Origin of the sequence: Dechloromonas sp. CZR5 (genome assembly GCF_008711155.1) — a bacterium.
GTDB lineage: Bacteria > Pseudomonadota > Gammaproteobacteria > Burkholderiales > Rhodocyclaceae > Azonexus.
The window spans coordinates 243,845-269,639 of sequence record NZ_VUYQ01000002.1 but is presented as its reverse complement, the minus strand read 5'-3'; the positions used below and the strand labels follow the sequence as shown (position 1 = coordinate 269,639).

Annotated in this window: 23 protein-coding genes; 18 read left to right on the top strand and 5 right to left on the bottom strand. The window is 62.8% G+C overall.

What is annotated here, in order from left to right; translation table 11 throughout:
- The first annotated feature begins 67 nt into the window (after nucleotides 1-67).
- From F1002_RS06345 to mgtE, 8 genes are all read left to right on the top strand, one after another.
- Nucleotides 68-703, top strand: coding sequence for a LysE family translocator (locus F1002_RS06345; RefSeq protein WP_150428174.1), 636 nt, complete (start codon nucleotides 68-70; stop codon nucleotides 701-703).
- A gap of 280 nt (nucleotides 704-983) precedes the next feature.
- Nucleotides 984-1,808 (top strand): undecaprenyl-diphosphate phosphatase, encoded by an 825-nt coding sequence (locus F1002_RS06335; RefSeq protein WP_150428172.1) that lies wholly within the window; start codon nucleotides 984-986, stop codon nucleotides 1,806-1,808.
- Nucleotides 1,793-2,362, top strand: coding sequence for a YqiA/YcfP family alpha/beta fold hydrolase (locus tag F1002_RS06330; protein ID WP_191090323.1), 570 nt, complete (start codon nucleotides 1,793-1,795; stop codon nucleotides 2,360-2,362). The genes F1002_RS06335 and F1002_RS06330 overlap by 16 nt, the downstream gene beginning before the upstream one ends.
- Nucleotides 2,363-2,369: 7 nt before the next feature.
- The gene (locus F1002_RS06325) at nucleotides 2,370-4,271 is read left to right on the top strand and encodes a ribonuclease catalytic domain-containing protein (protein ID WP_150428171.1); all 1,902 of its coding nucleotides are present in this window, start codon (nucleotides 2,370-2,372) and stop codon (nucleotides 4,269-4,271) included.
- A complete protein-coding gene (locus F1002_RS06320) occupies nucleotides 4,268-5,152 on the top strand; it encodes an energy transducer TonB (RefSeq protein WP_223879489.1) in 885 nt (294 codons plus the stop codon). Before F1002_RS06325 ends, F1002_RS06320 begins: the two co-directional genes overlap by 4 nt.
- A 70-nt stretch (nucleotides 5,153-5,222) precedes the next feature.
- Nucleotides 5,223-6,047: a shikimate dehydrogenase gene (gene aroE, locus F1002_RS06315; protein WP_150428170.1), complete on the top strand. Its 825-nt coding sequence runs from the start codon at nucleotides 5,223-5,225 to the stop codon at nucleotides 6,045-6,047.
- A complete protein-coding gene (gene mtgA / locus F1002_RS06310) occupies nucleotides 6,044-6,739 on the top strand; it encodes a monofunctional biosynthetic peptidoglycan transglycosylase (RefSeq protein ID WP_150428169.1) in 696 nt (231 codons plus the stop codon). Before aroE ends, mtgA begins: the two co-directional genes overlap by 4 nt.
- Before the next feature lie 94 nt (nucleotides 6,740-6,833).
- Nucleotides 6,834-8,276, top strand: a complete 1,443-nt coding sequence (mgtE, locus tag F1002_RS06305) for a magnesium transporter (RefSeq protein ID WP_150428642.1) — start codon at nucleotides 6,834-6,836, stop codon at nucleotides 8,274-8,276.
- 27 nt (nucleotides 8,277-8,303) lie between these two features.
- Here the strand turns inward: mgtE and sugE are convergent, their stop codons facing one another.
- The 4 genes from sugE to F1002_RS06285 are packed head-to-tail and all read right to left on the bottom strand — an operon-like array spanning nucleotide 8,304 to nucleotide 11,398.
- Nucleotides 8,304-8,642: a quaternary ammonium compound efflux SMR transporter SugE gene (sugE, locus tag F1002_RS06300; RefSeq protein WP_150428168.1), complete on the bottom strand. Its 339-nt coding sequence runs from the start codon at nucleotides 8,640-8,642 to the stop codon at nucleotides 8,304-8,306.
- A complete protein-coding gene (gene hemL, locus F1002_RS06295) occupies nucleotides 8,639-9,922 on the bottom strand; it encodes a glutamate-1-semialdehyde 2,1-aminomutase (protein ID WP_150428167.1) in 1,284 nt (427 codons plus the stop codon). The genes sugE and hemL overlap by 4 nt, the downstream gene beginning before the upstream one ends.
- Nucleotides 9,923-9,924: 2 nt before the next feature.
- Entirely contained in the window at nucleotides 9,925-10,554 is a 630-nt protein-coding gene (gene thiE / locus F1002_RS06290; RefSeq protein ID WP_191090322.1) for a thiamine phosphate synthase, read from the bottom strand.
- Nucleotides 10,541-11,398 (bottom strand): hydroxymethylpyrimidine/phosphomethylpyrimidine kinase, encoded by an 858-nt coding sequence (locus F1002_RS06285; RefSeq protein WP_150428165.1) that lies wholly within the window; start codon nucleotides 11,396-11,398, stop codon nucleotides 10,541-10,543. The genes thiE and F1002_RS06285 overlap by 14 nt, the downstream gene beginning before the upstream one ends.
- 229 nt (nucleotides 11,399-11,627) lie before the next feature.
- Between F1002_RS06285 and F1002_RS06280 the strand changes: the two genes are divergently transcribed.
- From F1002_RS06280 to F1002_RS06260, 5 genes are read left to right on the top strand one after another with little or no spacing between them, the layout of a single operon-like run.
- Nucleotides 11,628-12,002: a PleD family two-component system response regulator gene (locus tag F1002_RS06280; RefSeq protein WP_150428641.1), complete on the top strand. Its 375-nt coding sequence runs from the start codon at nucleotides 11,628-11,630 to the stop codon at nucleotides 12,000-12,002.
- Nucleotides 12,003-12,016: 14 nt separating this feature from the next.
- Nucleotides 12,017-12,382, top strand: a complete 366-nt coding sequence (locus F1002_RS06275; RefSeq protein ID WP_150428164.1) for a response regulator transcription factor — start codon at nucleotides 12,017-12,019, stop codon at nucleotides 12,380-12,382.
- A gap of 4 nt (nucleotides 12,383-12,386) precedes the next feature.
- On the top strand, nucleotides 12,387-12,899 hold the full coding sequence (locus F1002_RS06270) for a chemotaxis protein CheW (RefSeq protein ID WP_150428163.1): 513 nt from the start codon (nucleotides 12,387-12,389) through the stop codon (nucleotides 12,897-12,899).
- A 37-nt stretch (nucleotides 12,900-12,936) separates the two neighbouring features.
- Entirely contained in the window at nucleotides 12,937-15,054 is a 2,118-nt protein-coding gene (locus tag F1002_RS06265; RefSeq protein ID WP_150428162.1) for a methyl-accepting chemotaxis protein, read from the top strand.
- 22 nt (nucleotides 15,055-15,076) lie between these two features.
- Nucleotides 15,077-20,626 carry an Hpt domain-containing protein gene (locus F1002_RS06260; protein ID WP_150428161.1) on the top strand — a complete coding sequence of 1,850 codons (5,550 nt, stop codon included), beginning with the start codon at nucleotides 15,077-15,079 and terminating at the stop codon, nucleotides 20,624-20,626.
- On the opposite strand, the gene F1002_RS06255 is transcribed toward F1002_RS06260, so the two are convergent.
- The gene (locus F1002_RS06255) at nucleotides 20,623-22,035 is read right to left on the bottom strand and encodes a deoxyribodipyrimidine photo-lyase (RefSeq protein WP_150428160.1); all 1,413 of its coding nucleotides are present in this window, start codon (nucleotides 22,033-22,035) and stop codon (nucleotides 20,623-20,625) included. The genes F1002_RS06260 and F1002_RS06255 overlap by 4 nt on opposite strands.
- Before the next feature lie 38 nt (nucleotides 22,036-22,073).
- Here F1002_RS06255 and F1002_RS06250 point away from each other — a divergent pair, with 38 nt between their 5' ends.
- Genes F1002_RS06250 through F1002_RS06230 form a run of 5 tightly spaced genes read left to right on the top strand, consistent with a single transcriptional unit; the run spans nucleotide 22,074 to nucleotide 25,773 of the window.
- Nucleotides 22,074-22,634 (top strand): YqgE/AlgH family protein, encoded by a 561-nt coding sequence (locus F1002_RS06250; protein WP_150428159.1) that lies wholly within the window; start codon nucleotides 22,074-22,076, stop codon nucleotides 22,632-22,634.
- Between the two features lie 16 nt (nucleotides 22,635-22,650).
- Nucleotides 22,651-23,091, top strand: coding sequence for a Holliday junction resolvase RuvX (gene ruvX, locus F1002_RS06245; RefSeq protein ID WP_150428158.1), 441 nt, complete (start codon nucleotides 22,651-22,653; stop codon nucleotides 23,089-23,091).
- Nucleotides 23,063-23,572, top strand: a complete 510-nt coding sequence (gene pyrR / locus F1002_RS06240; protein WP_150428157.1) for a bifunctional pyr operon transcriptional regulator/uracil phosphoribosyltransferase PyrR — start codon at nucleotides 23,063-23,065, stop codon at nucleotides 23,570-23,572. The genes ruvX and pyrR overlap by 29 nt, the downstream gene beginning before the upstream one ends.
- Complete coding sequence (locus F1002_RS06235) at nucleotides 23,565-24,524, top strand: aspartate carbamoyltransferase catalytic subunit (RefSeq protein WP_150428156.1); 960 nt, start codon at nucleotides 23,565-23,567, stop codon at nucleotides 24,522-24,524. Before pyrR ends, F1002_RS06235 begins: the two co-directional genes overlap by 8 nt.
- A 4-nt stretch (nucleotides 24,525-24,528) precedes the next feature.
- Nucleotides 24,529-25,773, top strand: coding sequence for a dihydroorotase (locus F1002_RS06230; RefSeq protein ID WP_150428155.1), 1,245 nt, complete (start codon nucleotides 24,529-24,531; stop codon nucleotides 25,771-25,773).
- Nucleotides 25,774-25,795 lie beyond the last annotated feature (22 nt).

The window sequence follows — 25,795 nt, the reverse complement described above, 5'->3', positions numbered from 1 at the left end:
GGATCGACTGATCCGGGATGAAAAACGGCGGGCATTTGTTCCCGCTGTTTTTATTTAACCTTGCGCCATGGACATCTTTCTCTCTTCCTCCCAACTGCCCCCTTTCATTACTGCATCGGTTTTGCTGACGCTGGCGCCGGGGCCGGATAACCTGCTGGTGCTCGGTCTGGGCATGGCGCGCGGGCGCAAGCAGGGGGTTGCGTTTGGTTTGGGGTGTGCGGCGGGCTGTCTGAATCACACCGTGCTGGCGGCGCTTGGGGTGGGGGCGCTGATCGTCGCTTCCGATCTGGCGTTTGGCGCCTTGCGTATTGCCGGCGGCCTGTATCTGGTCTGGCTGGGTGTTCAGGCCATACGCCATGCTGCGCCGGCGGGTGTGGCGCCGGTCAGCGTGCCGGCCGACAGTTGCGCACGGCTGTTCCGGCGCGGCCTGCTGGCCAATGCGATCAATCCCAAGGTGGTGCTGTTCTTTCTTGCCTTCCTGCCGCAGTTCGTGGAGGCCGGGCGCGGTGATGCGGCGTGGCAGATCGTGCAGTTGGGCGTCGTTTTCACGCTGCAGGCAGCGGTGGTTTTTGCGTTGATCGGTGTTTTTGCCGGCGCTCTGGGAGAGCGACTGGCGCGCCGTCCCGGTTTTTCGGCGTGGCTGGAACGTGTCGCCGGCGGCATTTTTCTGCTGCTCGGCCTGCGCCTGCTAAGCGGACGCTGAGGGCAGGATGGATTGTCGTCCCGGCTGTGGCGCCTGTTGCATTGCGCCGTCGATTTCTTCATTGAACAAACTGCCAGGGCAGCCTTGCGCGCATCTTGACGACCGGTTGCGATGTGCGATTTTTGGCCGCCCCGAACGGCCGGATTGCTGCAGTGGCCTGCAACCGTCGCCGGAAATGTGCGGCGAGTCGCGTGAGCACGCACTGATCTGGCTGGCGAATCTGGAAGCGGCTACCCGTCCGGGATAGTAGAATGCGGCCTCCCCAACTTGGCTGCATTCCATGGATCCGATCCTCCTGCTCAAGGCGCTCATTCTCGGCATTGTCGAGGGGCTGACCGAATTCCTTCCGATCTCGTCGACCGGGCATCTGATCCTGGCTGGTGATTTGCTGGATTTCAACGACGATCGCGGCAAGTTGTTCGAAATCGTGATCCAGTCCGGTGCGATTCTCGCCGTCGTCTGGGAGTATCGTGAGCGTCTGCTGGTCGTCGCGCGAGGTGCCTTCAGCGACAAGGCGGCGCAGAAATTCATCCTCAACCTGTTTGTCGCCTTCCTGCCACTGGCCATTCTCGGCCTGACCTTCGGCAAGGCGATCAAGGCCAATCTGTTCAACCCGATTGCCGTGGCGACAACCTTCATTCTCGGCGCCTTCGTGATCCTGTGGGCCGAAAAGCGCGAGCACAAGATTCGAGTCGAAAGGGTCGAGGACATGACGCTGGTCGATGCGCTGAAGCTCGGCATCGCCCAGGCCTTTGCGCTGATTCCGGGGACCTCGCGTTCCGGCGCCACGATTATCGGCGGGTTGCTGTTTGGTCTGTCGCGCAAGGCGGCCACCGAATTTTCATTCTTTTTGGCCATTCCCACGCTGGGCGTGGCGACCGTCTATCAGCTCTACAAGGAGCGGGCGCTGCTCAGCATCGACGATATCGGCATGTGGGTGGTCGGCTTCATTTCCGCCTTCATTTCTGCCTTCCTGTGCGTGCGTTGGTTGCTGCGCTTCATCTCCAGCCATGATTTCGTGCCCTTCGCCTGGTATCGCATCGTCTTCGGTATCGTCGTGCTGACCACGGCCCACTTCGGCTGGGTGCAATGGACGGCCCACTGATCCTTTATCTGCACGGCTTCTGCTCGTCGCCGGCTTCCTGGAAATCGCGCCTGCTCGGCGAGGAAATGGCGCGCCGGGGACTGGCGGGGCATTTTGCCTGTCCGCAACTGTCGCCGGTGCCGGACGAGGCGGTCGCCTGCGCTGACGCACTGATCGAAGAGGCGGACGGCAGGGTCTTGCTGGTGGGCTCGTCGCTGGGGGGGCACTATGCCAATCATCTGGCCGAAAGGCACGATCTCCGGGCCGTGCTGATCAACCCGGCGGTGATCGACCGGCTCGATCTCGGCCTGTTCGTCGGCGATCACGTCAACTTTCATTCCGGCGAAGCCTTCACGTTCAGCGAAGCCCATGCTGTGCAATTGAAAGCCCAGGTGCGTCCCCCGGTGCCGGCGCGCTACTGGTTGCTGGCCGAAACGGGCGACGAGGTGCTCGATGTTCGCCAGGCCGAGGCCTTCTACGCCGGCTGTCGGCAAACCATCCTGCCGGGCGGTGACCACAGCTTCACGAAGTTTCCCGATTTCGTATCGCAAATCATTGAATTCGCTGGGCTATAATCCGCCGATGAACGTATTGTTTGAAGAAGATGGCGGCTTCAAGGCCGGTAGCATCATGGCCGACAACGATAGCTCGTTGCAGGTTGAAATGCCCACCGGCAAGCGGAGCAAGATCAAGGCGGCAACCGTGTTGTTGCGTTTCGAAAAGCCCTCGGCGGGCGCCCTGCTGGAGCAGGCGACGCCGCTGGCCGAAGAGATCGAAGCAGATTTCCTGTGGGAGTGCGTCAGCGATGGCGAATTTTCGTTTCTGGATTTTGCCCGTGATTACTACGGACACGACCCCGCCCCGGTCGAAGCGACGGCGGTGCTGCTTGCCCTGCACGCCGCGCCCGTCTATTTCCATCGCAAAGGCAAGGGCCGCTTCCGCAAGGCGCCTCCCGACATTCTCGCAGCTGCTCTGGCCAGTCTTGAAAAAAAGCGTCAGCAAGCGCTCGCCATCGAAGGCTGGATAAGCGAACTCAAGGCATTCCGCCTGCCGCCGGAAATCGGCGCCCTGACGGATGCCTTGCTCTACGCGCCGGATCGCAACAAACCGGAAACCAAGGCCTTCGAGACGGCCTGTTCCGAAACCGGCCTGACGGCAGCCCAACTGCTGTTCAAGTGCGGAGCGATCAAGTCCGCCTACCATTTGCACTACAAGCGTTTCCTGCACGAGCAATTCCCGAAAGGTGTGGCTTTTCCTGCGCTGGAGGCCCCCGTGCTGCCGGCCGACCTGCCAAAGGCTGATGTACGCGCCTTCTCGATCGACGACGCCCATACGACCGAAATCGACGATGCGCTCTCCGTCGTCAAACTGCCCGGCATCGGTTCCCGCATCGGCATCCACATCGCCGCACCGGGGCTGGCTATCGCGCATGGTTCGCCGCTCGACGGCGTGGCGCGCGCGCGCCTGTCGACGGTCTACATGCCGGGTAACAAGATCACCATGCTGCCCGACTCGGTGGTCCAGAATTACACGCTGGCCGGCGGCGTCGATTGTCCGGCCGTGTCGCTCTATCTCACCGTCAACGAATCGCTGGAAATCGTCAGCCACGAATCGCGTCTGGAGATGGTGCATATCGCCGCCAATCTGCGTCACCATGAAGTCGAGCCATGGTTCAACGCGGAAACCATCGGCGGGCCGCTGCCCGATCAGCCGTTCAAGGATGAGTTGCTGCATCTGTGGCATTTTGCCAACGCCTGTGAGGGCCGGCGCGGCAAGCCTTCCGCCGTGCAGGGCATCAACGACTACAACTTCGCCATCGTTGGCGATCTGGCCGATCCGGATGCTTGTCGTGTCGAGATCAGCGAGCGCAAGCGCGGCAGCCCGCTCGACAAACTGGTCGCCGAACTGATGATCGTCGCCAATTCGACCTGGGGCGGCCTGCTGGCCGACAAGAACGTGGCCTGCATGTACCGGGCGCAGACCCAGGGCAAGGTGCGCATGACCACCTCGCCGTTGCCGCACGAAGGGCTGGGTGTGCCGCAATATGCGTGGATGACCTCACCGTTGCGCCGTTACTGCGACCTGGTCAATCAGTGGCAGCTCATCGCCTGCCTGAAGGGCGAGACTCCCGCCTTTGCCCAGCGCTCGGCCGAACTGTTCGGCGCGCTGCGCGATTTCGAGGTGACCTACGGTGCCTATGCCGATTTTCAGCGCCAGATGGAACGTTACTGGTGCCTGCGCTGGCTGCAGCAGCATGGGGTGACGGAGATCGATGCCACCGTGCGCCGCGAACAGCTGGTCAAGCTCGATCACCTGCCATTGATGCTGCGCGTGCCGTCTTTGCCTGCGGACCTGCTGCCGGGGCAGCGCGTGCATCTGGCCGTCGAGAGCATGGATCTGCTGGGACCGGAAGTGACGTGTCGTTTCCTTGGCTTATTGGGCGACAGCAATGCCGCAGAAGCCGTGGAGGAGGAGGAGGCGTGAAGCCGGCGGTCAGTCCCCGACGCGCCCGTGCAGCCGAGCAGGACCGCCGGCTGTGGACGGCCCTGGCTATCTCGCTGGCGGTTCACGCGCTGTTGCTGACCCTGCATTTCAAGTTTCCGGAAGCGTCGAAGGCCATGCAGGAAAGGGCCATGGACATCATCCTGGTCAATGCCAAGTCGGCGCGCAAGCCGTCCGATGCGCAAGCCCTGGCGCAGGCAAACCTCGATGGCGGCGGCAATACCGACGAAAATCGCCGGGCCAAGACCCCGTTGCCGCCGACCAATAAGCAAACCGAGGGCAACGATCTCCAGCAGATGCAGCGGCGCGTGCAGGAGCTTGAAACGGCGCAGCAGAAGTTGCTGACCCAGGCGAAGAGCCTGCGCACGGTGGCGAGCGAGAAGACGGGCGGCGAGCAGCCCGCTCCCAGCCTCAGTGGTCTCGACCTGGCCGAGTCGGCGCGGGCGATGGCCCGCCTGGAAGGAGAGATCGCCAAGACGGCCGACGAATACAGCAAGAAGCCGCGCAAGAAATTTGTCGGGGCGCGTACCGAGGAGTATGTGCTGGCCGCCTATCTCGATGCGTGGAAACAGAAAATCGAACGCATCGGTACCCTGAATTACCCGCCGGAAGCGCGTGGCAAGCTGTATGGCGCGGTAGTCATCTTCGTCGAATTGCGGGCCGAGGATGGCAGCCTGTACAACGCCGAGATTTCGAAATCCTCCGGCCACAAGGTGCTCGATCAGGCCGCCTTGCGCATCCTGCGCATGTCGGCTCCCTTCGGCGCCATCCCGGCGCAGGGCCTGGGCGGCGCGACCGTCCTGTCTTTCGCACGGACCTGGTATTTCACGCAGGGCGATTCCCTGAATACGGCCAGCAAGTAACGCGGCCGTAACGAGGTCGTCGTGTTAGCCTCCCTCTCCGATTCCCTTCCTCCCTCGTCGCGCTGCTGCCATGTCCAATCTTTACGCCGTATTCGGCAATCCGATTGCCCATTCCAAATCCCCGCACATCCACGCAGCCTTTGCCGTAGCGCTGGGGCAGGCGATGCGTTACGAGGCGAGGCTGGCGCCGGTCGACGGCTTCGCTGAAGCCATAGCCGAATTCGTTGCTGCGGGCGGCAAGGGGGCCAACGTCACCGTGCCCTTCAAGGAAGAGGCATTTCGCTTGGCCTCCCGCCTCTCCGAGCGGGCGGCGCGGGCAGGGGCGGTGAATACCTTGTGCTTTGCCGGCAACGAAATTTTCGGCGACAACACCGACGGCGCGGGGTTGGTACGGGACATTACGCATAACCTCGGTTCTTCGCTGGCCGGCAAGCGCATCCTGTTGATCGGCGCCGGGGGCGCTTCGCGCGGGGTGATCGCTCCCCTGCTTGCCGAAAGGCCGGCTTCGCTGGCCATCGCCAATCGCACCGCGGCCAAGGCCGAAGCGCTCGCTGCCGCCTTTGCCGATCTCGCACCGGTCGAGGGCGGCGATTTCGGGCGTTTTGCCGGCCGATGCTTCGACGTGCTGATCAATGCGACGTCGGCCAGCCTCTCCGGCGAAAGCCTGCCTCTGCCCGAGGGGGTCTTCGCGTCCGGTAGCCTGGCCTACGACATGATGTACGGCAAGGGAGAAACGCCGTTTCTCCAGCTGGCACGCGAGCAGGGCGCGGGGCGTTGCGCGGACGGCCTGGGCATGCTGGTTGAGCAGGCCGCCGAGGCCTTTTTCGTCTGGCGCGGCGTTCGTCCGGAAACGGCATCCGTACTGACTGGTCTGCGTGCCGGGCTGCTCGGATGAAAACGCTGGGCCGCTGGCTGAAATGGGGCCTGCTCGGCCTGGTCGGCATTTTTCTGTTGTGGCAGTTGTGGTTGCTGGGGTGGGTTTTGCTCTGGGGATGGGTCAATCCGGGTGAGACGAAATTCATGGAGATCAGGCTCGCCGAATTACGGGTGAAGAATCCGCAGGCCCAACTCAAGCAACAGTGGGTTCCCTATGAGCGGATTTCGATTCATCTGAAACGGGCGATCATCGCAGCCGAAGACGCCAAGTTCGTCGATCATGAAGGCTTCGACTGGGAGGGGATGCAAAAAGCCCTGGAAAAAAACCAGAAGAAGGGGCGTTTCGTGGCGGGCGGTTCGACCATCAGCCAGCAATTGGCCAAGAATCTCTTCCTGACGCCGAACAAGTCGTATTTCCGCAAGGCCGAGGAGGCGATCATCACCCTGATGCTCGAAAACCTGTGGAGCAAGCGGCGTATCTTCGAAGTTTACCTGAATGTGATCGAGTGGGGTAACGGCGTCTTCGGTGCCGAAGCAGCGGCCCGTTACTACTACAACGTCGCTGCGGCCCAGTTGGGGCCGGAGCAGGCGGCGCGGCTGGCCGGCATGGTGCCCAACCCCCGCTATTACGACCGCAACCGGGCGGCGCCCGGGTTGGGGCGAAAGACGGCCATCATCCTCGGTCGCATGGCGAGTGCCGATGTGCCGTGAAATATTCCCCGAACAGGGGTTTTTCGCAGTGATTTTGTAGGAACCCGGTCATCCGCCCGGTGCTAAAATGGCAGACCTTTTGCCGCACCGCACCATGAGCGAAGAAGCCCAGCTGACCGACACCGAAGACTTGCAGGAGCGCCTCGCCGAGGTGCAGACCCTGCTCGCCCGGCACAAGCTGGTCGAAGAGCTGGTGCATCGCCAGGAAGGGCCGCGCCACGACCTGGTCGAGGACATCGTGCACAAGCAGCATCTGCACGAACTGCAGGCCCGACTGGAGCCCATGCACCCGGCCGACATCGCCTATATCCTGGAGGCGCTGCCCACCGACGAACGTCTGATCGTCTGGGATCTGGTCAATCCCGAACTCGAAGGCGAGGTTCTGCTCGAAGTCTCGGATGCCGTTCGGGAAAGCCTCATCGAGTCGATGGAGCGCACCGAACTGGTCGCCGCCGCCGAAACGCTCGATGCCGACGAACTGGCCGATCTCGCGCCCGACCTGCCGCAGGGCGTCATCGACGACGTCTTCCTCGGCCTGTCGGTCGAGGAGCGCGAGCAGTTGCGGGCTGCGATGTCCTACCCCGAGGACTCGGTCGGCTCGATCATGGACTTCGACATGGTGACCGTGCGCGAGGACATCACCCTCGAAGTCGTGCTGCGCTATCTGCGCCGTTTCGACGAGTTGCCCGATCACACCGACCAGTTGTTCGTGGTCGACCGCGACGAACGCCTGAAGGGCGTTCTTCCGCTCAATATCCTGCTGGTCAACGAGGTCGATGTTGAAGTCGGCACGCTGATGCAGACCGATTTTGTCGAGCTCGAACCCGACGATTTCGCCGAGGAGGCCGCCAAGGCCTTCGAACGTTACGATCTGGTGTCGGCCCCGGTGGTGGACCCCGAGGGCAAGCTGGTCGGGCGGGTGACGGTTAACGAGGTCGTCGACTACATCCGCGAGGAAGCCGAGCACGAACAACTGGCCGCCGCCGGTCTGAAAGAGGAAGAAGACATCTTCGCCTCGGTCTGGGACTCGGTGAAAAACCGTTGGGCGTGGCTGGCCATCAATCTGGTGACGGCTTTCATCGCTTCGCGCGTGATCGGGGCGTTCGAGGACTCCATCGAGAAGCTGGTGGCGCTGGCGGCGCTGATGCCCATCGTCGCCGGGATCGGTGGCAATTCGGGCAACCAGACGATCACCATGATCGTCCGCGCCATCGCCATGGGTCAGGTGCAGCCCGATGCCATGCGTCGCCTGCTGCGCAAGGAACTCGGCGTGGCGACCATCAACGGCCTGATCTGGGGCGGGCTGCTGGGTATCGCGGCGTGGTGGCTCTACGGCAGCGTCAAGCTGGGTATCGTGATGACGGCCGCGATGACGCTCAATCTCCTGCTGGCGGCTTCCGCGGGCGTCGGCATCCCGTTGCTGCGCCAGAAATTCGGCGCCGACCCGGCCGTCGGCGGCTCGGTGATGATCACCGCGCTGACCGACTCCGGGGGCTTCTTCATCTTTCTCGGCCTGGCGACCCTGTTCCTGATGTAAGCGCGGCTCGCGGCCGCCCTGGGCCGCTCAATGGCTGTCGGGCGTTACCAGCTTGAGGCCGACGATGCCAGCGACGATCAGCCCGATGCAGACGAAGCGCAGCACGTCGCGCGACTCGCCGAAAAGGTAGATTCCCAGAATCGCCGTGCCGACCGCACCGATGCCGGTCCATATCGCATAGGCGGTGCCCAGCGGCAACACTTTCAGCGCCCAGCCGAGCAGAATGACGCTGGCGATCATCAGGGCCACAGTCCACACGCTCGGCCACAGGCGGCTGAAGCCGTCGGTGTATTTCATGCCGACCGCCCAGCCGACCTCGCAGATGCCGGCGACCAGCAAAACCAGCCAGGCCTGGAGCGAGCTCACTTCAGGCTGGCGAACCAGGCATCGGCCGCGGTGACGGTGGCGGCGATGTCGGCATCAGTATGCGCAGCCGAGACGAAGCCGGCTTCGAAGGCCGACGGGGCGAAGTAGTGGCCGGCGTCGATCATGGCATGGAAGAAGCGGTTGAAGGCTTCCTTGTCGCAGGCCAGCACGGCATCGTAGCTGGCCGGGCAGGCGTCGGCGAAATAGAGGCCGAACATGCCGCCGATGTTCTGCGCCGAGAAGGCGACGCCATGTTTCCTGGCTGCAGCGACCAGGCCGTCGCACAGCGCCTTGGTCTTCGCCGTCAGCGATTCGTAGAAGCCCGGTGCCTGGATCAGTTTCAAAGTGGCGAGACCGGCAGCCGTGGCAATCGGGTTACCGGAGAGCGTGCCGGCCTGATAGACCGGGCCGAGCGGCGCGATCTTTTCCATGATGTCGCGGCGGCCGCCGAAGGCGCCCATCGGCATGCCGCCGCCGACCACCTTGCCGAAGGTGGAGAGGTCCGGCGTGATGCCGAACAGGCCCTGCGCACTCTTCGGGCCGACGCGGAAGCCGGTCATCACTTCGTCAAAGATGAGCACGGCACCGTATTGTGTGGTCAGGTCGCGCATGGCCTTCAGGAATTCGGGCGTCGGGGCGATCAGGTTCATGTTGCCGACCACCGGTTCGACGATGACGGCGGCGATCTTGTCGCCATGGGTCTTGAAGGCCTCGGCCAGACCTTGGGGGTCGTTGTAGGCGAGCACCATGGTCGTTTCGACGGTGCCGGCCGGCACGCCGCCGGAAGACGGGTTGCCGAAGGTGAGCAGGCCGGAGCCGGCCTTGACCAGCAGGCTGTCGGCGTGACCGTGGTAGCAGCCCTCGAACTTCACCAGGATGTCACGGCCGGTATAGCCGCGCGCCAGGCGGATGGCACTCATCGTCGCTTCGGTGCCCGAGGAAACGAGGCGCACCATGTCCATTGACGGAACCAGATCGCACAGCAGGTCGGCGATCTCGACTTCCTTCTCGGTCGGCGCGCCGAAGGAGAGGCCGTCGACGACGGCAGCCTGCACCGCGGCGATGACCTCCGGATGGGCGTGGCCGAGGATCATCGGGCCCCAGGAACCGACATAGTCGGTGTACCACTTGCCATCGGCATCCTGCACCTTGGCCCCGGCGCCCTTTTGGAAAAACAACGGCGTGCCGCCGACCGAGCGGAAGGCGCGTACCGGCGAATTGACACCGCCCGGGATGTGCTTCTGGGCGCGTTCAAATAGCTGTTGATTGCGTGATGTCATGGTCAGGTTCTCTCGAAAAATTGCTGGTATTGGGCGGCGCGGGCGGCGATGTCCGGCGCCGAGAAAAGGTCGGTGATGACGGCGACCAGGCTGGCGCCGGCGGCGATCAGGGGGGGCGCATTGTCGAGCGTAATGCCGCCGATGGCGCAAACCGGCACGGGCAGTTCGCTGGCCGCCCGGGTAAACAATGTCAGCGCGGCGCGCGGTGCATCCGGCTTGGTCGGGGACGGATAGGCGGCACCGAAAGCGATGTAGTCGACGCCGGCGGCACAGGCTGCGGCGGCAGACTCAAAGTCAGCATAGCACGAGGCGCCGAGTACCCTGTCGGGGCCGAGAATGGCGCGCGCGGCACGCAGGTTGCCGTCGTCCCTGCCCAGGTGGACGCCATCGGCATCGATCAGGGAAGCCAGTGCGATGTCGTCGTTGAGCAACAGGGTCGCGCCGAAACGCCGGGTCAGGGCACGCAATGCTTTGGCGCGGGCAAGCTGCTCCGGTTTGTCGCTGATCTTGTCGCGATATTGGAGGATGCGGCATCCACCGCTCAGGACTGCCTCGACTTTTTCAAGCAACCGGGTGCCATTGGCCAGGTCCGGCGTGACGGCATACAGGCCGCGCAGCTTATTTTGGCTCATCGGCCTTGCCGTCCGGGTTGTCATCGTCGTCATGCCGGGCCCAGAAGAAACGGTCGGGGATGAACTGCCCCATGCCGGCGCGAAAGCCGTTTTTCAGCGTCTGCCACGTATAGTCCTGGGCGTCGCGCACGGCGTCTTCGATGCTGGCGCCGCCGGCGATGCAACCGGTGATTGCCGAGGCCAGCGTGCAACCCGAACCGTGGTAACTGCCGGGCAGGCGTTCCCACTGGTCGCGGCGGATGACGCCATCCGGGCCGTACAGCGTGTTGACGACCTGTGGCGTATTTTCGTGCGTGCCGGTGATGAGTACGTATTGGGCACCCATCTCGATCAGGCGCTGGGCGCAGACGTCGATCGACGGCTCGTTGTCGTCTTCGTCGCTTTCTGCGAGCCGTCGCGCTTCAGGGGCGTTCGGCGTGATCAGGGTCGTCTGCGGCAGGAGCATCTCGCGCATGGCCGAGATGATTTCCTCGCCGGACAGGTCGTCGCCCCGTCCGGAAGCGAGTACCGGATCGAGGATCAGCGGAATGTCCGGGTAGTCGGAAACGATTTCCGCGACGGCCAGCACGTTTTCAACGCTGCCGAGAACGCCGATCTTGAAAGCGGCGACCGGCATGTCCTCGAGGATGGTTCTGGCCTGCTGCTCGACCGTTTCGGCGGCGAGCGCCTGGATACTCTGAACGCCGACGGTGTCCTGGATGGTGACGGCTGTCAGGGCGGTCAGCGGATGGCAGCCCAGACTGGCCAGCGTCAGGAGATCGGCCTGGATGCCGGCGCCGGACGACGGATCGCTGGCCGCGAAAACGAGGACCAGTGGCGGGCAGGGGGCTTGGGTATGGGTCATTGAAGCGCGCGCCCTTGGCGGGTACGACTGGAATTGGGTAAGATGATCCGGATTTTATCCGAATCTTGGTGTCGCCGAAGTCGCCAACTGACCGATGTGACCGTGTTGCTGCGTTTGATTCCGGGCATTACTTCCGTAGTATGATGCAGCGATAGTGAAAGTGCCTCGCAAAGAGGCCGAGGGGACAGGTAAATTGACTGATTTGTCGAGACTGCGTGGCGTCAAGGTCATGGTGATAGACGACAGCAACACAATACGGCGCAGCGCCGAGATATTTCTCGTCCAGGCCGGGTGCCAGGTTGTTCTTGCGGAAGATGGTTTCGATGCGTTGGCCAAAATCGCCGACCACCAGCCCAGTGTGATCTTCTGCGACATCATGATGCCGCGCCTTGACGGCTACCAGACCTGTTCACTGATCAAGAAAAACGCACGCTTCAAATCCACGCCGGTCATCATGCTGTCCTCCAAGGACGGTCTGTTCGACCGGGCGCGAGGGCGTATGGTCGGCTCCGACCAATACCTCACCAAACCGTTTACCAAAGACAGTCTGTTGCAGACAGTGGCTTCATTTGCGCTGCCGGCCGAAACTGCATCCAATTCGTAGCTCAGGAAGAAGAAATGCCCGTCAAGAATATTCTCGTTGTCGATGATTCGCCCACCGAGCGCTTTTTCACGGTCGACGTGCTGACCAAGGCCGGTTATCAGGTCAGTACTGCGGAAAATGGCGAGGAAGGCATTGCCAAGGCCAAGGCCAGCAAGCCGGACCTGATCCTCATGGATGTCGTGATGCCCGGATTGAATGGTTATCAGGCCACGCGTACGCTGACGCGCGACGAAGATACCAAGTCGATTCCCATCATCGTCTGCACCTCCAAGGGGCAGGAAACCGACAAGATCTGGGGCTTGCGGCAGGGGGCGATCGACTACCTGGTCAAACCGCTGAATCCGGAAGAGTTGTTGCAACGCATCGCAGCCTTGCCATAAGCCAATGGCACGGAAGACAAGTCTCCGGGATTTTCAGGAGTATCTGGCGACCCGCCTGAGTCAGGCGGCCAAAGGAAAAGGCTCTGCCTCCTGGCTGGGGGTGGAGTCCGGCGGCGAGGCTTGGCTGGTCGACCTGTCCGATGGCGGGGAAATCGTCCAGGCGTCGCAGGTCACGCCGGTTCCGCTGACCCGTCCGTGGTTCGTCGGGATTTCGAACATTCGCGGCAATCTCCATGCGGTCAGCGATTTTTCGGTATTCCGCGGTGGTCCTCCGATTGTCCAGAATGCCAATGCGCGCTTGCTGTTGATTGGTTCCCGCTATGGCACCAATGCGGCCTTGCTGGTCTCGCGGATGCTGGGATTGAAAAGACCGGAAGACTTTACGCCCGAGGCGCCCGATACATCGATGCCTGCCTGGGGGCGGCAGCGTTTTGCCGATACGCAAGGAAAAGTCTGGCACAAATTGTCGGTACGCGAACTGCTGGCCGATCAGGATTTCATGAATATCGGGGTCTGATAGAGGGTAGTAGCCTCATTCCCCTTGGAGGAGTTCCATGGCTTTTGGCTTCAAATTTCCGAAGATTGGCGCATCCGGCAATGCGGGTGCTCAGATGACTGTCTCCGCCGACATGACGCCGGCGAACAAGACTCCCCTGCCGTCGTTCCTGGCCGGGCAGTCGGTTATCCAGCAGATGAAGACGCTGGGCGGCATTTTCGTGCTGTTGCTGTTACTGATTGCCGTCCTGGTATTTCGTGACAATCGCGAATCGGCCTACAACACGGCCTATGTCGCGGCGGCCGGAGAAATGCGGATGCTCTCCCAGCGTCTGGCGAAGGCTTCGTCGCTTGCCCTGCAGGGTAATGCGGTCGCGTTCGCCCAGCTGAGGGATTCCCGGGAGACCTTCGGCAAGCTGCTGACGCAGCTGACCAACGGCGGCGAAGTCGGCGCAGTCAGTGTTCCGGCCTCCCCGGATTCCGTGCGGCCGCAAATCGAAGCGCTGACCAACCTGTGGATGCCGAACGACAAGAATGCCGAAACCGTGATCGGCCAGGAGAAGAACCTGGTGGAACTCGGCAAGAACGTGGCAACCATCGACAACAACAATGCGGCGATGCTGGAACTGACCGAACAGGTCGCGACGCTCAAGCTCCAGTCCGGCGCCAGCGCCCGTGAAATCGCCAACGCCAACCAGTTGGTGATGTTGACCCAGCGGATCGCCAAGAACGCCTCGGCCCTGCTCGTCGGTGACGAAATCAACCCCGAGGTGGCCTTCCTGCTCGGCAAGGATACCAACGCGTTCCGCGACATCCTGGCTGGCCTCGGCAAGACGGGGAGCGATGCCGATACCCGCGCCAAGCTGGATGAGCTGAATGCGGCGTTCAAGGACTATCAGGGCGCCATCTCCAGCATTCTCGGCAACATGCAGCCGCTGGTGCTGTCCAAGCAGGCCGGTTCGAAGATTTTCCGGGGTAGTGAAGAACTGCTCAAGGCCACCGACGACCTGGCGCTCGGCTATCAGGAGGGGGCGTCCGGCCGTGGCATGTACGTCTTGTTCCTGGTCATCCTCGTCGTTGCTGCCGTCGCCACGCTGGCCTTGCTGGCCAAGGTCTACCTCGACGACACCGAGCGCCGTGCGGCTGCTGCCGAACAGCAACGCCAGGCGTCGGACCAGACCAACCGTGACAATCAGGACGCCATTCTGCGTCTGATGAACGAACTGGGCGATTTGGCCGACGGTGACCTGACCGTTACCGCGACCGTGAGCGAGAACATTACCGGTGCCATCGCCGACTCGATCAACTATACGATTGAAGAACTGCGCGTGCTGGTCGGCCGGATCAACGACGCGGCGAACCGTGTGACGGCCGCCACCGAAATTGCCCGCTTGAACTCGGCACAACTGCTCGACGCCGCAGAACGACAGTCGGTCGAGATCAAGGAAGCCGGTCAGTCCGCGCTGGAAATGGCGCGCTCGATGACGGAAGTGTCGAGCAACGCGACCCAGTCTGCCCAGGTTGCCCGCCAGTCGCTGATGGCTGCCGAAAAGGGTACGCAGGCCGTGGAAGACTCGATCAAGGGCATGAACGAAATCCGCAACCAGATTCAGGAAACCTCGAAGCGAATCAAGCGTCTCGGCGAAAGCTCGCAGGAGATCGGCGAAATCGTGGAACTGATTTCCGACATTACCGAACAGACCAACGTTCTGGCTCTGAATGCTGCCATCCAGGCCGCTTCTGCCGGCGATGCGGGCCGCGGCTTCACGGTGGTTGCCGAGGAAGTGCAGCGACTGGCCGAACGTTCGGCCGAAGCGACGAAACAGATTGCGGCGATTGTGAAGACCATTCAGACCGACACGCAGGATGCCGTGTCCGCCATGGAACAATCGACGCGTGGTGTGGTCGAGGGGGCGAAGCTCTCCGATGCTGCCGGTCAGGCCCTTTCCGAAATCGGACAGGTGTCGCGCGATCTGGCCGACCTGATTCAGGACATTTCCAGCTCGACGCAGAGCCAGGCCGATTCCGCCAGTCAGGTGGCGCGCCTGATGCAGGACATCCTGAACGTTACCGAACAAACCACGGCCGGTACCCAGCGTACAGCCGAGGCCGTCGATGAACTGACCGCACTGGCTTCCGAACTCAAGGGTTCCGTTGCCGGCTTCAAGGTGGATTGACGAAGATCGATCGCGAGAGACTATGAACGCGGCAACTGAATTCGATTTGGGCCCCCTGACCTGGGTCAAGGGCGAAATTGACCTGGCGCTCGAGCGCGCGGAAGAGGCATTGGGTCATTACGTTGCCAATGCGGACGTTACTCAGCTCAAATTCTGCCGCACCCACGTGCACCAGGTGCATGGGGCGCTGTCCATGGTCGGCCTGGATGGCGTCACGCAGGTAACCGAATCGCTGGAAAGCCTGCTCGATGCCGTCGAGGATGGTCGCGTTGCCGCCGGTGAGCCGGTTTGGGGCGCTATGCGTTCGGCGATGGTCGGTATCCGTGCATATCTGGATGAGCTGGTGGCCGGCGAACCGAATCAGCCGCTTCGCTTGCTGCCGGTTTATCTCGATCTGGCGGCTGTCCGGGGAATCAAGACGGCACGTGCCAGCGATCTTTTCTTCCCGGATCTCTCGCTTCGTCCCCCGAAGCGGACGGGGGCGGTGGAGAAATTGGCGCCGGAGGCATTGCGGCAAGTGCTCAAGGTCGAGCGGGCGCGATACCAGAAGGGCCTGCTCGGTTGGCTCACCAAGCCGGATCAGGCCGAGGCAGGGCGTCAGTTGATGCTCTCCGCGCTGACCAATATTGAAGCCACCCAGGAGACCCAGTCGGCACGATCCTTCTGGTGGACAGCACTGGCTTTTATCGAATCCCTCAAAGACCCGGCGGTCAACGCCGATGGTTCGGTGCGTCAGGTCAGCGCCCGAATCGATCTGCAGATTCGCCGCTTGCTCGAAGGTTCGAACAGCCTGGCCGAGCGCCTGATGCGCGAAGCCCTCTATCATGTTGCACAGGCGGGCAGCGATGCCGGTGGCGTCGTCTCACAGGTCCAGTCGGCCTTTGCGTTGTCTTCTCAATTGCCCGAACCCGATGCGGCGGCCGGTAGCCAGCCGCAGGATGCCGCCCTGCGCCGCTTGCGCGAAGTCCTGTCCAGTGCCGAAGAGCAATGGAACCGGGTCTGTTCGTCCGGCAGTACGGCCGGATTGGCGGCTTTTGTCGATCAGGCCCGCGCAGTCGCGGCGATTACCGAAGAGATTGCCCAGACCGATCTCAAGCGTTTGGGACAGGGCTTGGGCGCCATCGCCAACTGGTTGATCGAGGATGCCTCGCGCTTCGGCGAAACGGTTGCCATGGAAGTGGCGACTGCCATCCTGCTGCTGCAGAATGCGCAGGAGAGTTTTAAACGCCTGGGGACCGATTTTGCCCAGCAGGTCGATCTCATGGTCGCCCGTTTGTATGCCTGCATCGCCGGCAGGCCGGCGGCCGATTCCGCATTGCCGTTGCTCGACGAAATGACCCGTCGGGCGCAGGAAAAGCTGCTGATCAGTCAGGTCGCACGGGAAATCCAGAACAACCTGGCGCAGGTCGAGCAATCGCTCGACGGCTTTTTCCGCGACCCGGAGGGTGAGCACGACCTGGCTGTTCTTGACGGGCCGCTCAAACAGACCGCCGGCGCGCTGGCCATGTTGGGCCATTTGAGTGCCGCTTCGAATGTGACTGCCTGCATCCAGCAGGTACATGCGCTGGCTCAGCCCGGCGCGGCGCACACCGCAGAAGACTTCGAGAATATCGCGCACCAGTTGTCGACCCTCGGCTTCTTCGTCGACGCGCTGCCCAGCGGCGAGACCGATTTCGATGGCTTTGTGGCCCGCATGCGGGGCGAAAAAGAGGAATCGGCCGACGATGAGGAATATGCCGTACCGGAACCCGCGATCAGTGTCGAGTCCGAATTGGCAAAGCAGGCCCGCGAGACCCATGCGCTGGCCGAGGCACTGAAGGAGGCACCTCGGGACGAACGCCTGCAGGCTGAACTCAAGGAGAACCTGAAGGCCATCCAGCAGGATGCCGATCTGGTCGCCAATCACGAGCTCGGTGAGAGTGCCAAGGCGGCACTTGAGGCCCTGAAAACCGGTGATCTCGACAGCCATCATGTCGATGCCGCCCTTGCCGCCCTCAAGCCCCAGGAGCCCGAGATTCTGGAGCCCTCGGCGGAAACGCAGCAATTGGCCGATTCCTCGCACGAGGAAATCGATGCCGAGCTGCTCTCCATCTTCCTTGAAGAGGCGCAGGAAGTCCTGCAGACGATGGGCGAACAGAAAGCGCTGCTGCTTGCCGATCCGCACGATGTCGAGGCATTGACGACCATTCGGCGAAATACTCATACGCTCAAGGGAAGCGGCCGGATGGTGGGTCTCAACGATCTGGGTGAAACCGCCTGGGAGCTTGAGCAGACGCTAAACCTGTGGTTGCGCCAGGATCAGTGGGCAACCCCCGAGTTGATGGAGATGGTCGACGGCGAGCACGCCCTGTTCTCCTCCTGGGTTGAGCACTTGGCCAGCGGGCAGGGGCAGGCGCCGGATCCCTCGGCGGTTGTAGCGCTCGCCGCCCGGTTGCGTGGCGTTGAGCCGCTTGCAGCCCACCCGGTCGATGTCAGGCCGGCGGTTGTCGAGCCTGCCGTGGAGCCCTTGCCGGCATTGCAGGAGGAACCTGTTTCGCTCGTTGATGCCGAGCAGGCGCCGCAGGTCGAGGCGATTGAGATCGTCCCGCCGGTACCGGAAATCGAGAATATTGATTTTTCGTTACCGGCATTCTTTGATGAACCGGCATTGCCCGAAGAGGCCGAGCCGGCTATTTCGGAGCCTGTTGAGGAGCCGCTGGCGCCGGTTGAGGCGGCGGTGGTGGATGCGCTCGAACCTGCCGAGATCGTCGAAGAAGTTGTCGAGGAACTGCCTCTCGCGGTCACGGCCTCGCCGACGCTGTTCGACATCTTCCGCGAGGAAGCGCGCGGGCATCTGCAGATGCTGGTCGACAGCTATGCCGTACTGGAGGCCAATCCCGGTGCCCCCATGACCTTCGAGATGACGAGGGCGGCTCACACACTGGGCGGGATCGCGGCAACGGTCGGCCTGATGCCGATCCACCATCTGGCGATCGCCCTGGAGCACGCCTTGTTGCGTCGCGATGGGTCGGCGCAGCCGGCCAGTATCGAAGGCCTGGAAACCGTACGGCAAAGCATCATTACCCTGGAGGACATGTTTGTCGGCCTGGCTCGCCAGGAGTCGCCGGTTGACCAGCCGCAGTTGATCGACGCACTCGACGACATTTTCCATCCAGCGCCCGTCGTGGAGGATGTCGCCGAGCCGCTCAGTGCGGAAATCATTCAGTTGCCCGGGACGGTCAGCGTTTTGGCCGCCACCGAACCGGAATCCGGTGCCGAGCCCGAGGTGGCTGCGGCCCCCGCTCCGGCGCTGCCTCAACTCACCGACGAACTCGACGAGCAGTTGCTGCCGATCTTCCTCGAAGAGGCGGTCGATCTGACGCGTGACTTGACGACACAACTGCGCGCCTGGCGTAACGAGCCATCCAGTGGCGCCGCTGCCCACGCGATTGCCCGTCTCCTGCATACCTTCAAGGGCAGTGCCCGCATGGCCGGCGCGATGAACCTGGGCGAAGCGACGCACATGCTGGAGACCCGCGTCGAGGAGGCCATGCGTGCCGGCCCGGCGTCGCCTGCGTTTATCGAGGATATCGAGTCCGGCTGCGACATGCTGGCGCAGGCGGTCGAGCGTCTGCGCGAAGGACCGCAGGAACCGGCCGTTGTCGCCGAAGCACCAGCACTCGAAGAGTCCGGACAAGACGAGGCGCCGGCACCGGTGGCGACGCCGCTCAGCCCGGTCGAACACGAAGCGGAATCCGATGCCTCCGGTCAGCGGGCCAGCCTGCGGGTGCGCGCCGAACTGATCGATCGCCTGGTTAACGAAGCCGGCGAGTTGTCCATTGCTCGAGCGCGGATCGAAGGCGAGATGCGCAGCCTGAAAGGCTCACTGCTCGAACTGACGGAGAACGTGATTCGTCTGCGCCGCCAGTTGCGCGAGATCGAAATTCAGGCCGAAACCCAGATTCAGGCCAAGGTGACGCATGCGCCGGGCGGCGAGGTGGAATTCGACCCGCTGGAACTGGATCGTTTTACCCGTTTCCAGGAACTGACCCGCTTCATGGCCGAATCGGTCAACGACGTGGCAACCGTCCAGCAGAGCCTGCTGAAAAATCTTGACGATGCCAACGCGGCCATTCTTGCCCAGTCGCGCCTGAACCGCAGTCTGCAGCAGGAACTGATGGGCGTGCGCATGCTGCCGTTCGCCAGCCAGACCGAGCGTCTCTATCGCATCGTTCGCCAGACCGCGAAGGAAGTGGGCAAGCGTGCCAACCTCGATATCGTGGGCGGGCAGGTCGATATCGACCGTTCGGTGCTCGACAAGATGCTGGCCCCGATCGAACACATGCTGCGCAACGCGGTTGCGCACGGGATCGAGGACCGGGAGCAGCGGATCGCCGTCGGCAAGCCGGAGGTGGGCGAAATCACCGTCAAGCTGGCGCAGGAAGGCAACGAAATCATTCTCGCCCTGTCCGATGACGGCAAGGGGCTGGATGCGGAACGCATCCGCGCCCGGGCCGAGGCCATGGGCATGCTTCAACCGGGGCAGGCGGCCGACGAGGCTGCCTTGTACGACCTCATTTTCCAGCCCGGTTTCTCGACGGCAGCCGAGCTGACCCAGCTCGCCGGCCGGGGCGTCGGCATGGACGTCGTGAAGACCGAAGTCTCCGAACTCGGCGGCCGCATCGAAATCGTTTCCGAAGCCGGCAAGGGAACGACCTTCCGCCTCTATCTGCCGCTGACCCTGGCCGTCACGCAAACGCTGCTGATCCGTGCCGGCAGCCACCTCTATGCCGTGCCGTCGACCATGATCGAGCAGGTCATGGAAATGAAGGAAAAGGGGCTGACCGCCATTCGCGAACAAGGCGAAGTCAACTGGCAGGGGCATCGCTATCCCTTCCATTACCTGCCGCATCTGTTGGGCGACGCCGAGGCAATGCCCGAAGCCCACCGTCAATACTGGGTCTTGCTGCTGCGCTCGGGCACGCAACGCGTCTCGGTTCTGGTCGATGAGCTCAAGGGCAACCAGGAAGTCGTGGTCAAGAACATTGGCGCCCAGCTGGCCCGTGTGGTCGGCATTGCCGGCGCTACCGTGCTGGGCGACGGACGGGTCGTGCTGATCCTCAATCCGGTGGCCCTGTCGAGCCGGACGCCGGTGGTCAGTGTCCAGTCGGCAGTTCCCGTGGCACCGGAACCGGCGGTGGCCGAGATGGAAAACCTGCCCACGGTGATGGTGGTCGACGATTCCCTGACCGTGCGCAAGATCACCAGCCGTTTGCTGATGCGGGAAGGCTATCAGGTCATCCTCGCCAAGGACGGCGTCGATGCGCTGGAGCAGCTGATCGATGTCATGCCCGACGTCATCCTCTCCGACATCGAAATGCCGCGCATGGACGGTTTCGACCTGGTGCGGAACGTTCGTGCCGACGAGCGCCTGCGCACGTTGCCGATCATCATGATCACGTCGCGGACGGCCGACAAGCACCGCAACTATGCGTTGGAGATCGGGGCCAACCATTATCTGGGCAAGCCCTACGATGAAGAGGAGCTGCTCGGGCTGGTCGCCGGGTATACCCAGGCCCGGCGCAAGCCCTAGCCGGTTTTTCTGACCACGCCATAACGGGCCAGGGTTTCTTCCCTGGCTTGGGCGTGATCGACGATCGGCGCCGGGTAATCCCGGCCGATCACCACTCCGATTGCTTCCTGCTCGACGCGCCCCATCCGCCACGGCGCGTGGATGTATTTGTCGGGCACGGCCGCCAGTTCCGGCACATAGCGGCGGATGAACTTGCCTTCCGGATCGAATTTCTCCGACTGCGTGACCGGGTTGAAGATACGGAAATACGGTTGGGCATCGCAGCCCGTCGACGCGGCCCACTGCCATCCCCCGTTGTTCGCCGACAGGTCGAAATCGTTGAGTTTCCCGGCGAAATGGTGCTCACCCAGGCGCCAGTCGAGGCCGAGATCCTTGCTCAGGAAGGAGGCGACGATCATGCGCAGCCGGTTGTGCATCCAGCCGCTGGCCTTGAGTTGGCGCATTGCCGCATCGACCAGGGGGTAGCCTGTCCGCCCATCCTGCCAGGCCGCGAATCCGGCAGGCCTGTCCGCCCAGCGAATCGCTTCGTACTCCGGTTTGAATGACTGGCCGACCACATGCGGGAAGCGGTCGAGGATCATGAAGTAGAAGTCTCTCCAGATCAGCTCGTTCAACCAGCTGTTAGCCTCCCTGGCAACGGCGGTACGGACCAGTTCGCGAATCGACAGCGTACCGAAACGCAAATGGACGGACAGATAGGAAACGCCCTTGATCGCCGGGTAGTCCCGCAACTCACCGTAGCGCGCAATGCGTCCGGCGCGGAAATCGTCCCACAGCGTACGGGCGCCGCTCATGCCGGGGCGGATGCCGATTTTTTCCAGGTCCGTGAGCAGGAAGCCCAATTGTTCGAGTGAAGGAACGCCGGTTGTCTCGACCGCTGCCAATTCTCCGTCGCACGCCCATTCGGCGTGGTCGGCAGCCGTCAGACGCTTCAGCCAGGCGTTCTTGTACGGCGTGAAAACCGTGAAGGGCTTGCCGGCCTGGGTGAGGACTTCGTTGCCGTCGAAAATTGCCTGGTCTTTGCCGTCGATGAACGAAATACCGCATGTCTGCAAGCGTTCGGCAACGGCCGCATCGCGCGCCTTGCTCGCCGGTTCGTAATCGCGGTTGGCGAAGACGGCGGCCACGCCAAGCCGGGCGGCAAGCGCCGGAATTTCGTCGCCCGCCCGGCCATGCCGAACGATCAGGCCGCCACCGCGGGAACGCAGGGCGGCATCGAGTTCGACCAGCGATTCGCGAATGAAATGAACGCGCCGGTCCTGGCGGGAGGGCAGCGCATCAAGGATGTCGGTATCGAAAACGAAGGCGCAGTAAACGTGGCGGGCATTGCTCAGGGCCGCACTGAGGGCGGCGTGGTCGTGGTCGCGCAGGTCGCGGCGGAACCAGACCAGGGCTTTTTCGTGGTTCATGGTTGGTTTGTACCTCCCCGGCGATTAAAATTCCACTTATGGACAACGTCAACCTGACCGACCACTTCCTGATCGCCATGCCGGCGCTGGAAGATCCCTATTTTTCCAACACCCTCGTCTATGTTTGCGAACATAACGAGAATGGGGCCTTGGGTATCATCGTCAATCGGCCGATCGACATGAACGTGGCCGGGTTGTTCGAAAAAATCGACATCAAGCTGGAGGCGGAAAGCCTGGCCAACCTGCCGGTCTATTTCGGCGGGCCGGTACAGCTGGACCGCGGATTCGTGCTGCATCGTCCGGTCGGGCACTGGCAATCGACGCTGGCGGTCAACGGCGACGTCGGGCTGACCAGTTCGCGCGACGTGCTCAGTTCCGTCGGCAAGGACGGCCTGCCCTCCGAAATCCTCATTTCGCTGGGCTATGCTGGCTGGGATGCCGGCCAGCTCGAGGATGAACTGGCGCAGAATTCCTGGCTGACCGTACCGGCGAAAGCCAGCATCCTGTTCGATTTGCCGCCGGAGGAGCGCCTGCCGGCCGCGATGCAGAAGCTGGGCATCAGCTTTACCCAGCTCTCGGACGTGGCAGGGCACGCATGATCGGATTCGGTCGCTGATGGGCACAGTCCTCGCGTTCGACTTTGGCGAGAAGCGTATCGGCGTCGCCACCGGCGAGACATCGCTGGGCAGCGCCCATCCGCTGACCGTGATCCATGCCGAATCGAACGACGACCGTTTTGCCGCTATCGGCAAACTCATCGCCGAATGGCAACCCGAGCAACTGGTGGTCGGCCTGCCGACCCATGCCGACGGTACCCCGCATGAAATGACCCGTCTCGCCGGCAAATTCGGCGAACGACTGGTCCGCCGTTTCAATTTGCCGGTTGCCTATGCCGACGAGCGGCTGACTTCGCTCGATGCCGAGGCCCGTTTGCGCGAAACCGGTCGCAACAGCAAGACCGCCAAGCCGCTGCTCGATGCCGTGGCGGCACAACTCATTCTCCAAACCTGGTTCGAAAGTTCGCAGCATGCCATCCCTACCCAACCCTCTGCCTGATGCCGAGGCCCAGTGTCGCCAGCTGGCCGACCTGATCCGTCCGCAACTCTCCAAGAACCCGGCGCTGGTCGGCATCTATAGCGGCGGCGCGTGGATTGCCGAGCGGCTCAAGGAACTGCTCGGCCTGGCAGACGATATCGGCCTGATCGACGTTTCCTTCTATCGCGACGATTTTTCCGAAAAAGGTCTGCATCCGCAGTGCCGGCCGACCGTCATCCCGTTCGATGTCGAAGGCCGCCACATCATCCTGGTCGATGACGTGCTCTACACCGGCCGCACGACGCGGGCCGCCATCAACGAACTGTTCGACTACGGCCGTCCGGCTGCTGTCGAACTGGCCGTGCTGGCCGACCGCGGCGGCCGCGAGTTACCGGTGGCAGCGACCTACGGAATCTGGGATGTCCCGCTCGGCGATGGCCAGAACCTGGTTCTCGAGCGCAAGGATGGTGCCCAACTTGCCTGGAGGCTGGAACATGTATAACCCGCAGTTGAACAAGGATGGCGATCTGACCCACCTGCTCTCGATCGAGGGCTTGCCGCAACGTATTCTGACCCAGATTCTCGATACGGCCGCATCCTTCATGGAGGTGTCGGCGCGTGACGTGAAGAAGGTGCCGCTGCTGCGCGGGAAGAGTGTCTTCAACCTGTTCTTCGAGAATTCCACGCGCACCCGCACCACCTTCGAGATCGCCGCCAAGCGCCTGTCGGCCGACGTCATCAACCTCGACATCAACAAATCGTCGACGGCCAAGGGCGAAACCCTGCTCGACACCATCGACAATCTGGTGGCCATGCACGCCAACCTGTTCGTCGTGCGCCATGCCTCGAGCGGTGCTCCTTTCCTGATTACCGAGCACCTGCGGCGCATCGGCCGCGACGACGTGCATGTGGTCAATGCCGGCGACGGGCGCCATGCCCATCCGACGCAGGGCCTGCTCGACATGTACACCATCCGCCACTACAAGAAGGATTTCACGCAATTGCGCGTGGCCATCGTCGGCGACATCCTGCATTCGCGCGTCGCCCGTTCCGACATTCATGCGCTGACCACGCTGGGCGTCCCGGAAGTCCGCGCCATCGGCCCGGAAACCCTGCTGCCCAAGCATCTCGACAAGCTCGGCGTGCATGTTTTCCATGACATGAACGAAGGCCTCAAGGATGTCGACGTGATCATCATGCTGCGCTTGCAGAACGAACGGATGAACGGCGCCCTGCTGCCTTCGGCCGGCGAATACTTCCGCCATTACGGTCTGACGCCGCAGAAGCTGGCGCTGGCCAAGCCGGACGCCATCGTGATGCATCCGGGGCCGATGAACCGGGGCGTCGAAATCCACTCCGCCGTGGCCGACGGCGAGCAGGCCGTCATCCTGCCCCAGGTCACTTTTGGCATCGCGGTCCGCATGGCCGTCATGAGCATCGTTGCGGGGAACTGATCATATGAATATCGAAATCAAGAACGGCCGCGTCATCGATCCGAAGAACGGCGTCGACCGCAGCAACACCTCTCTGTTCGTTGCCGAAGGAACGATCATCGGCCTGGGGCAGACGCCGGCCGGCTTCGTCGCTGATCGGACCATCGATGCCACCGGCTGCGTCGTCTGCCCCGGTTTGATCGACCTCGGTGCCCGCCTGAACTCGATCGAGGCCGAACTGGCTGCCGCCGTTGCAGGTGGGGTGACCAGCGTTGTCGTGCCGCCCGATGCCGACCCGCCGCTTGATGAGCCGGAGCTGGCCGATCGCCTCGTCCATCGCGGCGACGAGATCGGCAAGGCACGCGTCCTGCCGCTCGGTGCCCTGACCCTGGGGCTCAACGGCGAGCGCCTGGCCGAACTGGCCGGCCTCAAGAAGGCCGGCTGTATCGCCTTCTCACAAGCCAATCGGGCGGTCGTCGATACCGAGGCCCTGCTGCGCGCCATGGAGTACGCAACGACCTTCGGTTTTGCCGTCTGGCTGCAGCCGCAGGACTACTGGCTGTCGCGCAACGGCATTGCGCACGAAGGCGAAGTCGCCAGCCGTCTCGGCCTGGCCGGTATCCCGCTTGCCGCCGAAACCATCGCCATCGGCACGATCATCCAGCTGGTACGGATCACCGGCTGCCGCGTGCACCTCACCCGTATCTCGTCAGCCGCCGGCATGCAACTGGTGCATCGTGCCCAGCACGACAATCTGCCGATTACCTGTGATGTCGGCGTGCATCACTTGCTGCTGACCGAAAACGATATCGGCTACTTCAATACGCATGCCCGCTTTTCTCCACCGCTGCGCACCCAGAACGACCGACAGGCGCTTTCCGATGCCGTCGTGGCGGGCTGGGCGGCCATCTGTTCCGACCACACGCCGGTCGGGGCCGATGACAAACTGCTGCCTTTTGGTGAAGCCAAGCCGGGTGCCACCGGCCTTGAGGTTCTGCTGCCGCTGACGCTGCGCTGGGCGGAGGCTGCCAAGCTTGACCTGCCCGCCGCGCTCGCTCGCATTACCGCCGCACCCGCCGGGGTTCTTGGTTTGAACGCGGGCCATCTGGCCGTCGGGGCAACCGCCGACGTGTGCGTTTTCGACCCGGATGCCACGTGGCAGCTGACGCCCGAATCCCTGAAGAGCCGCGGGAAAAATTCGCCATGGCAGGGCTACATGATGACCGGCAAAGTCACGTCGACGCTGGTCGGTGGACGCGTGGTTTATTGAGCCTGACCACAGCAGGCGCTCC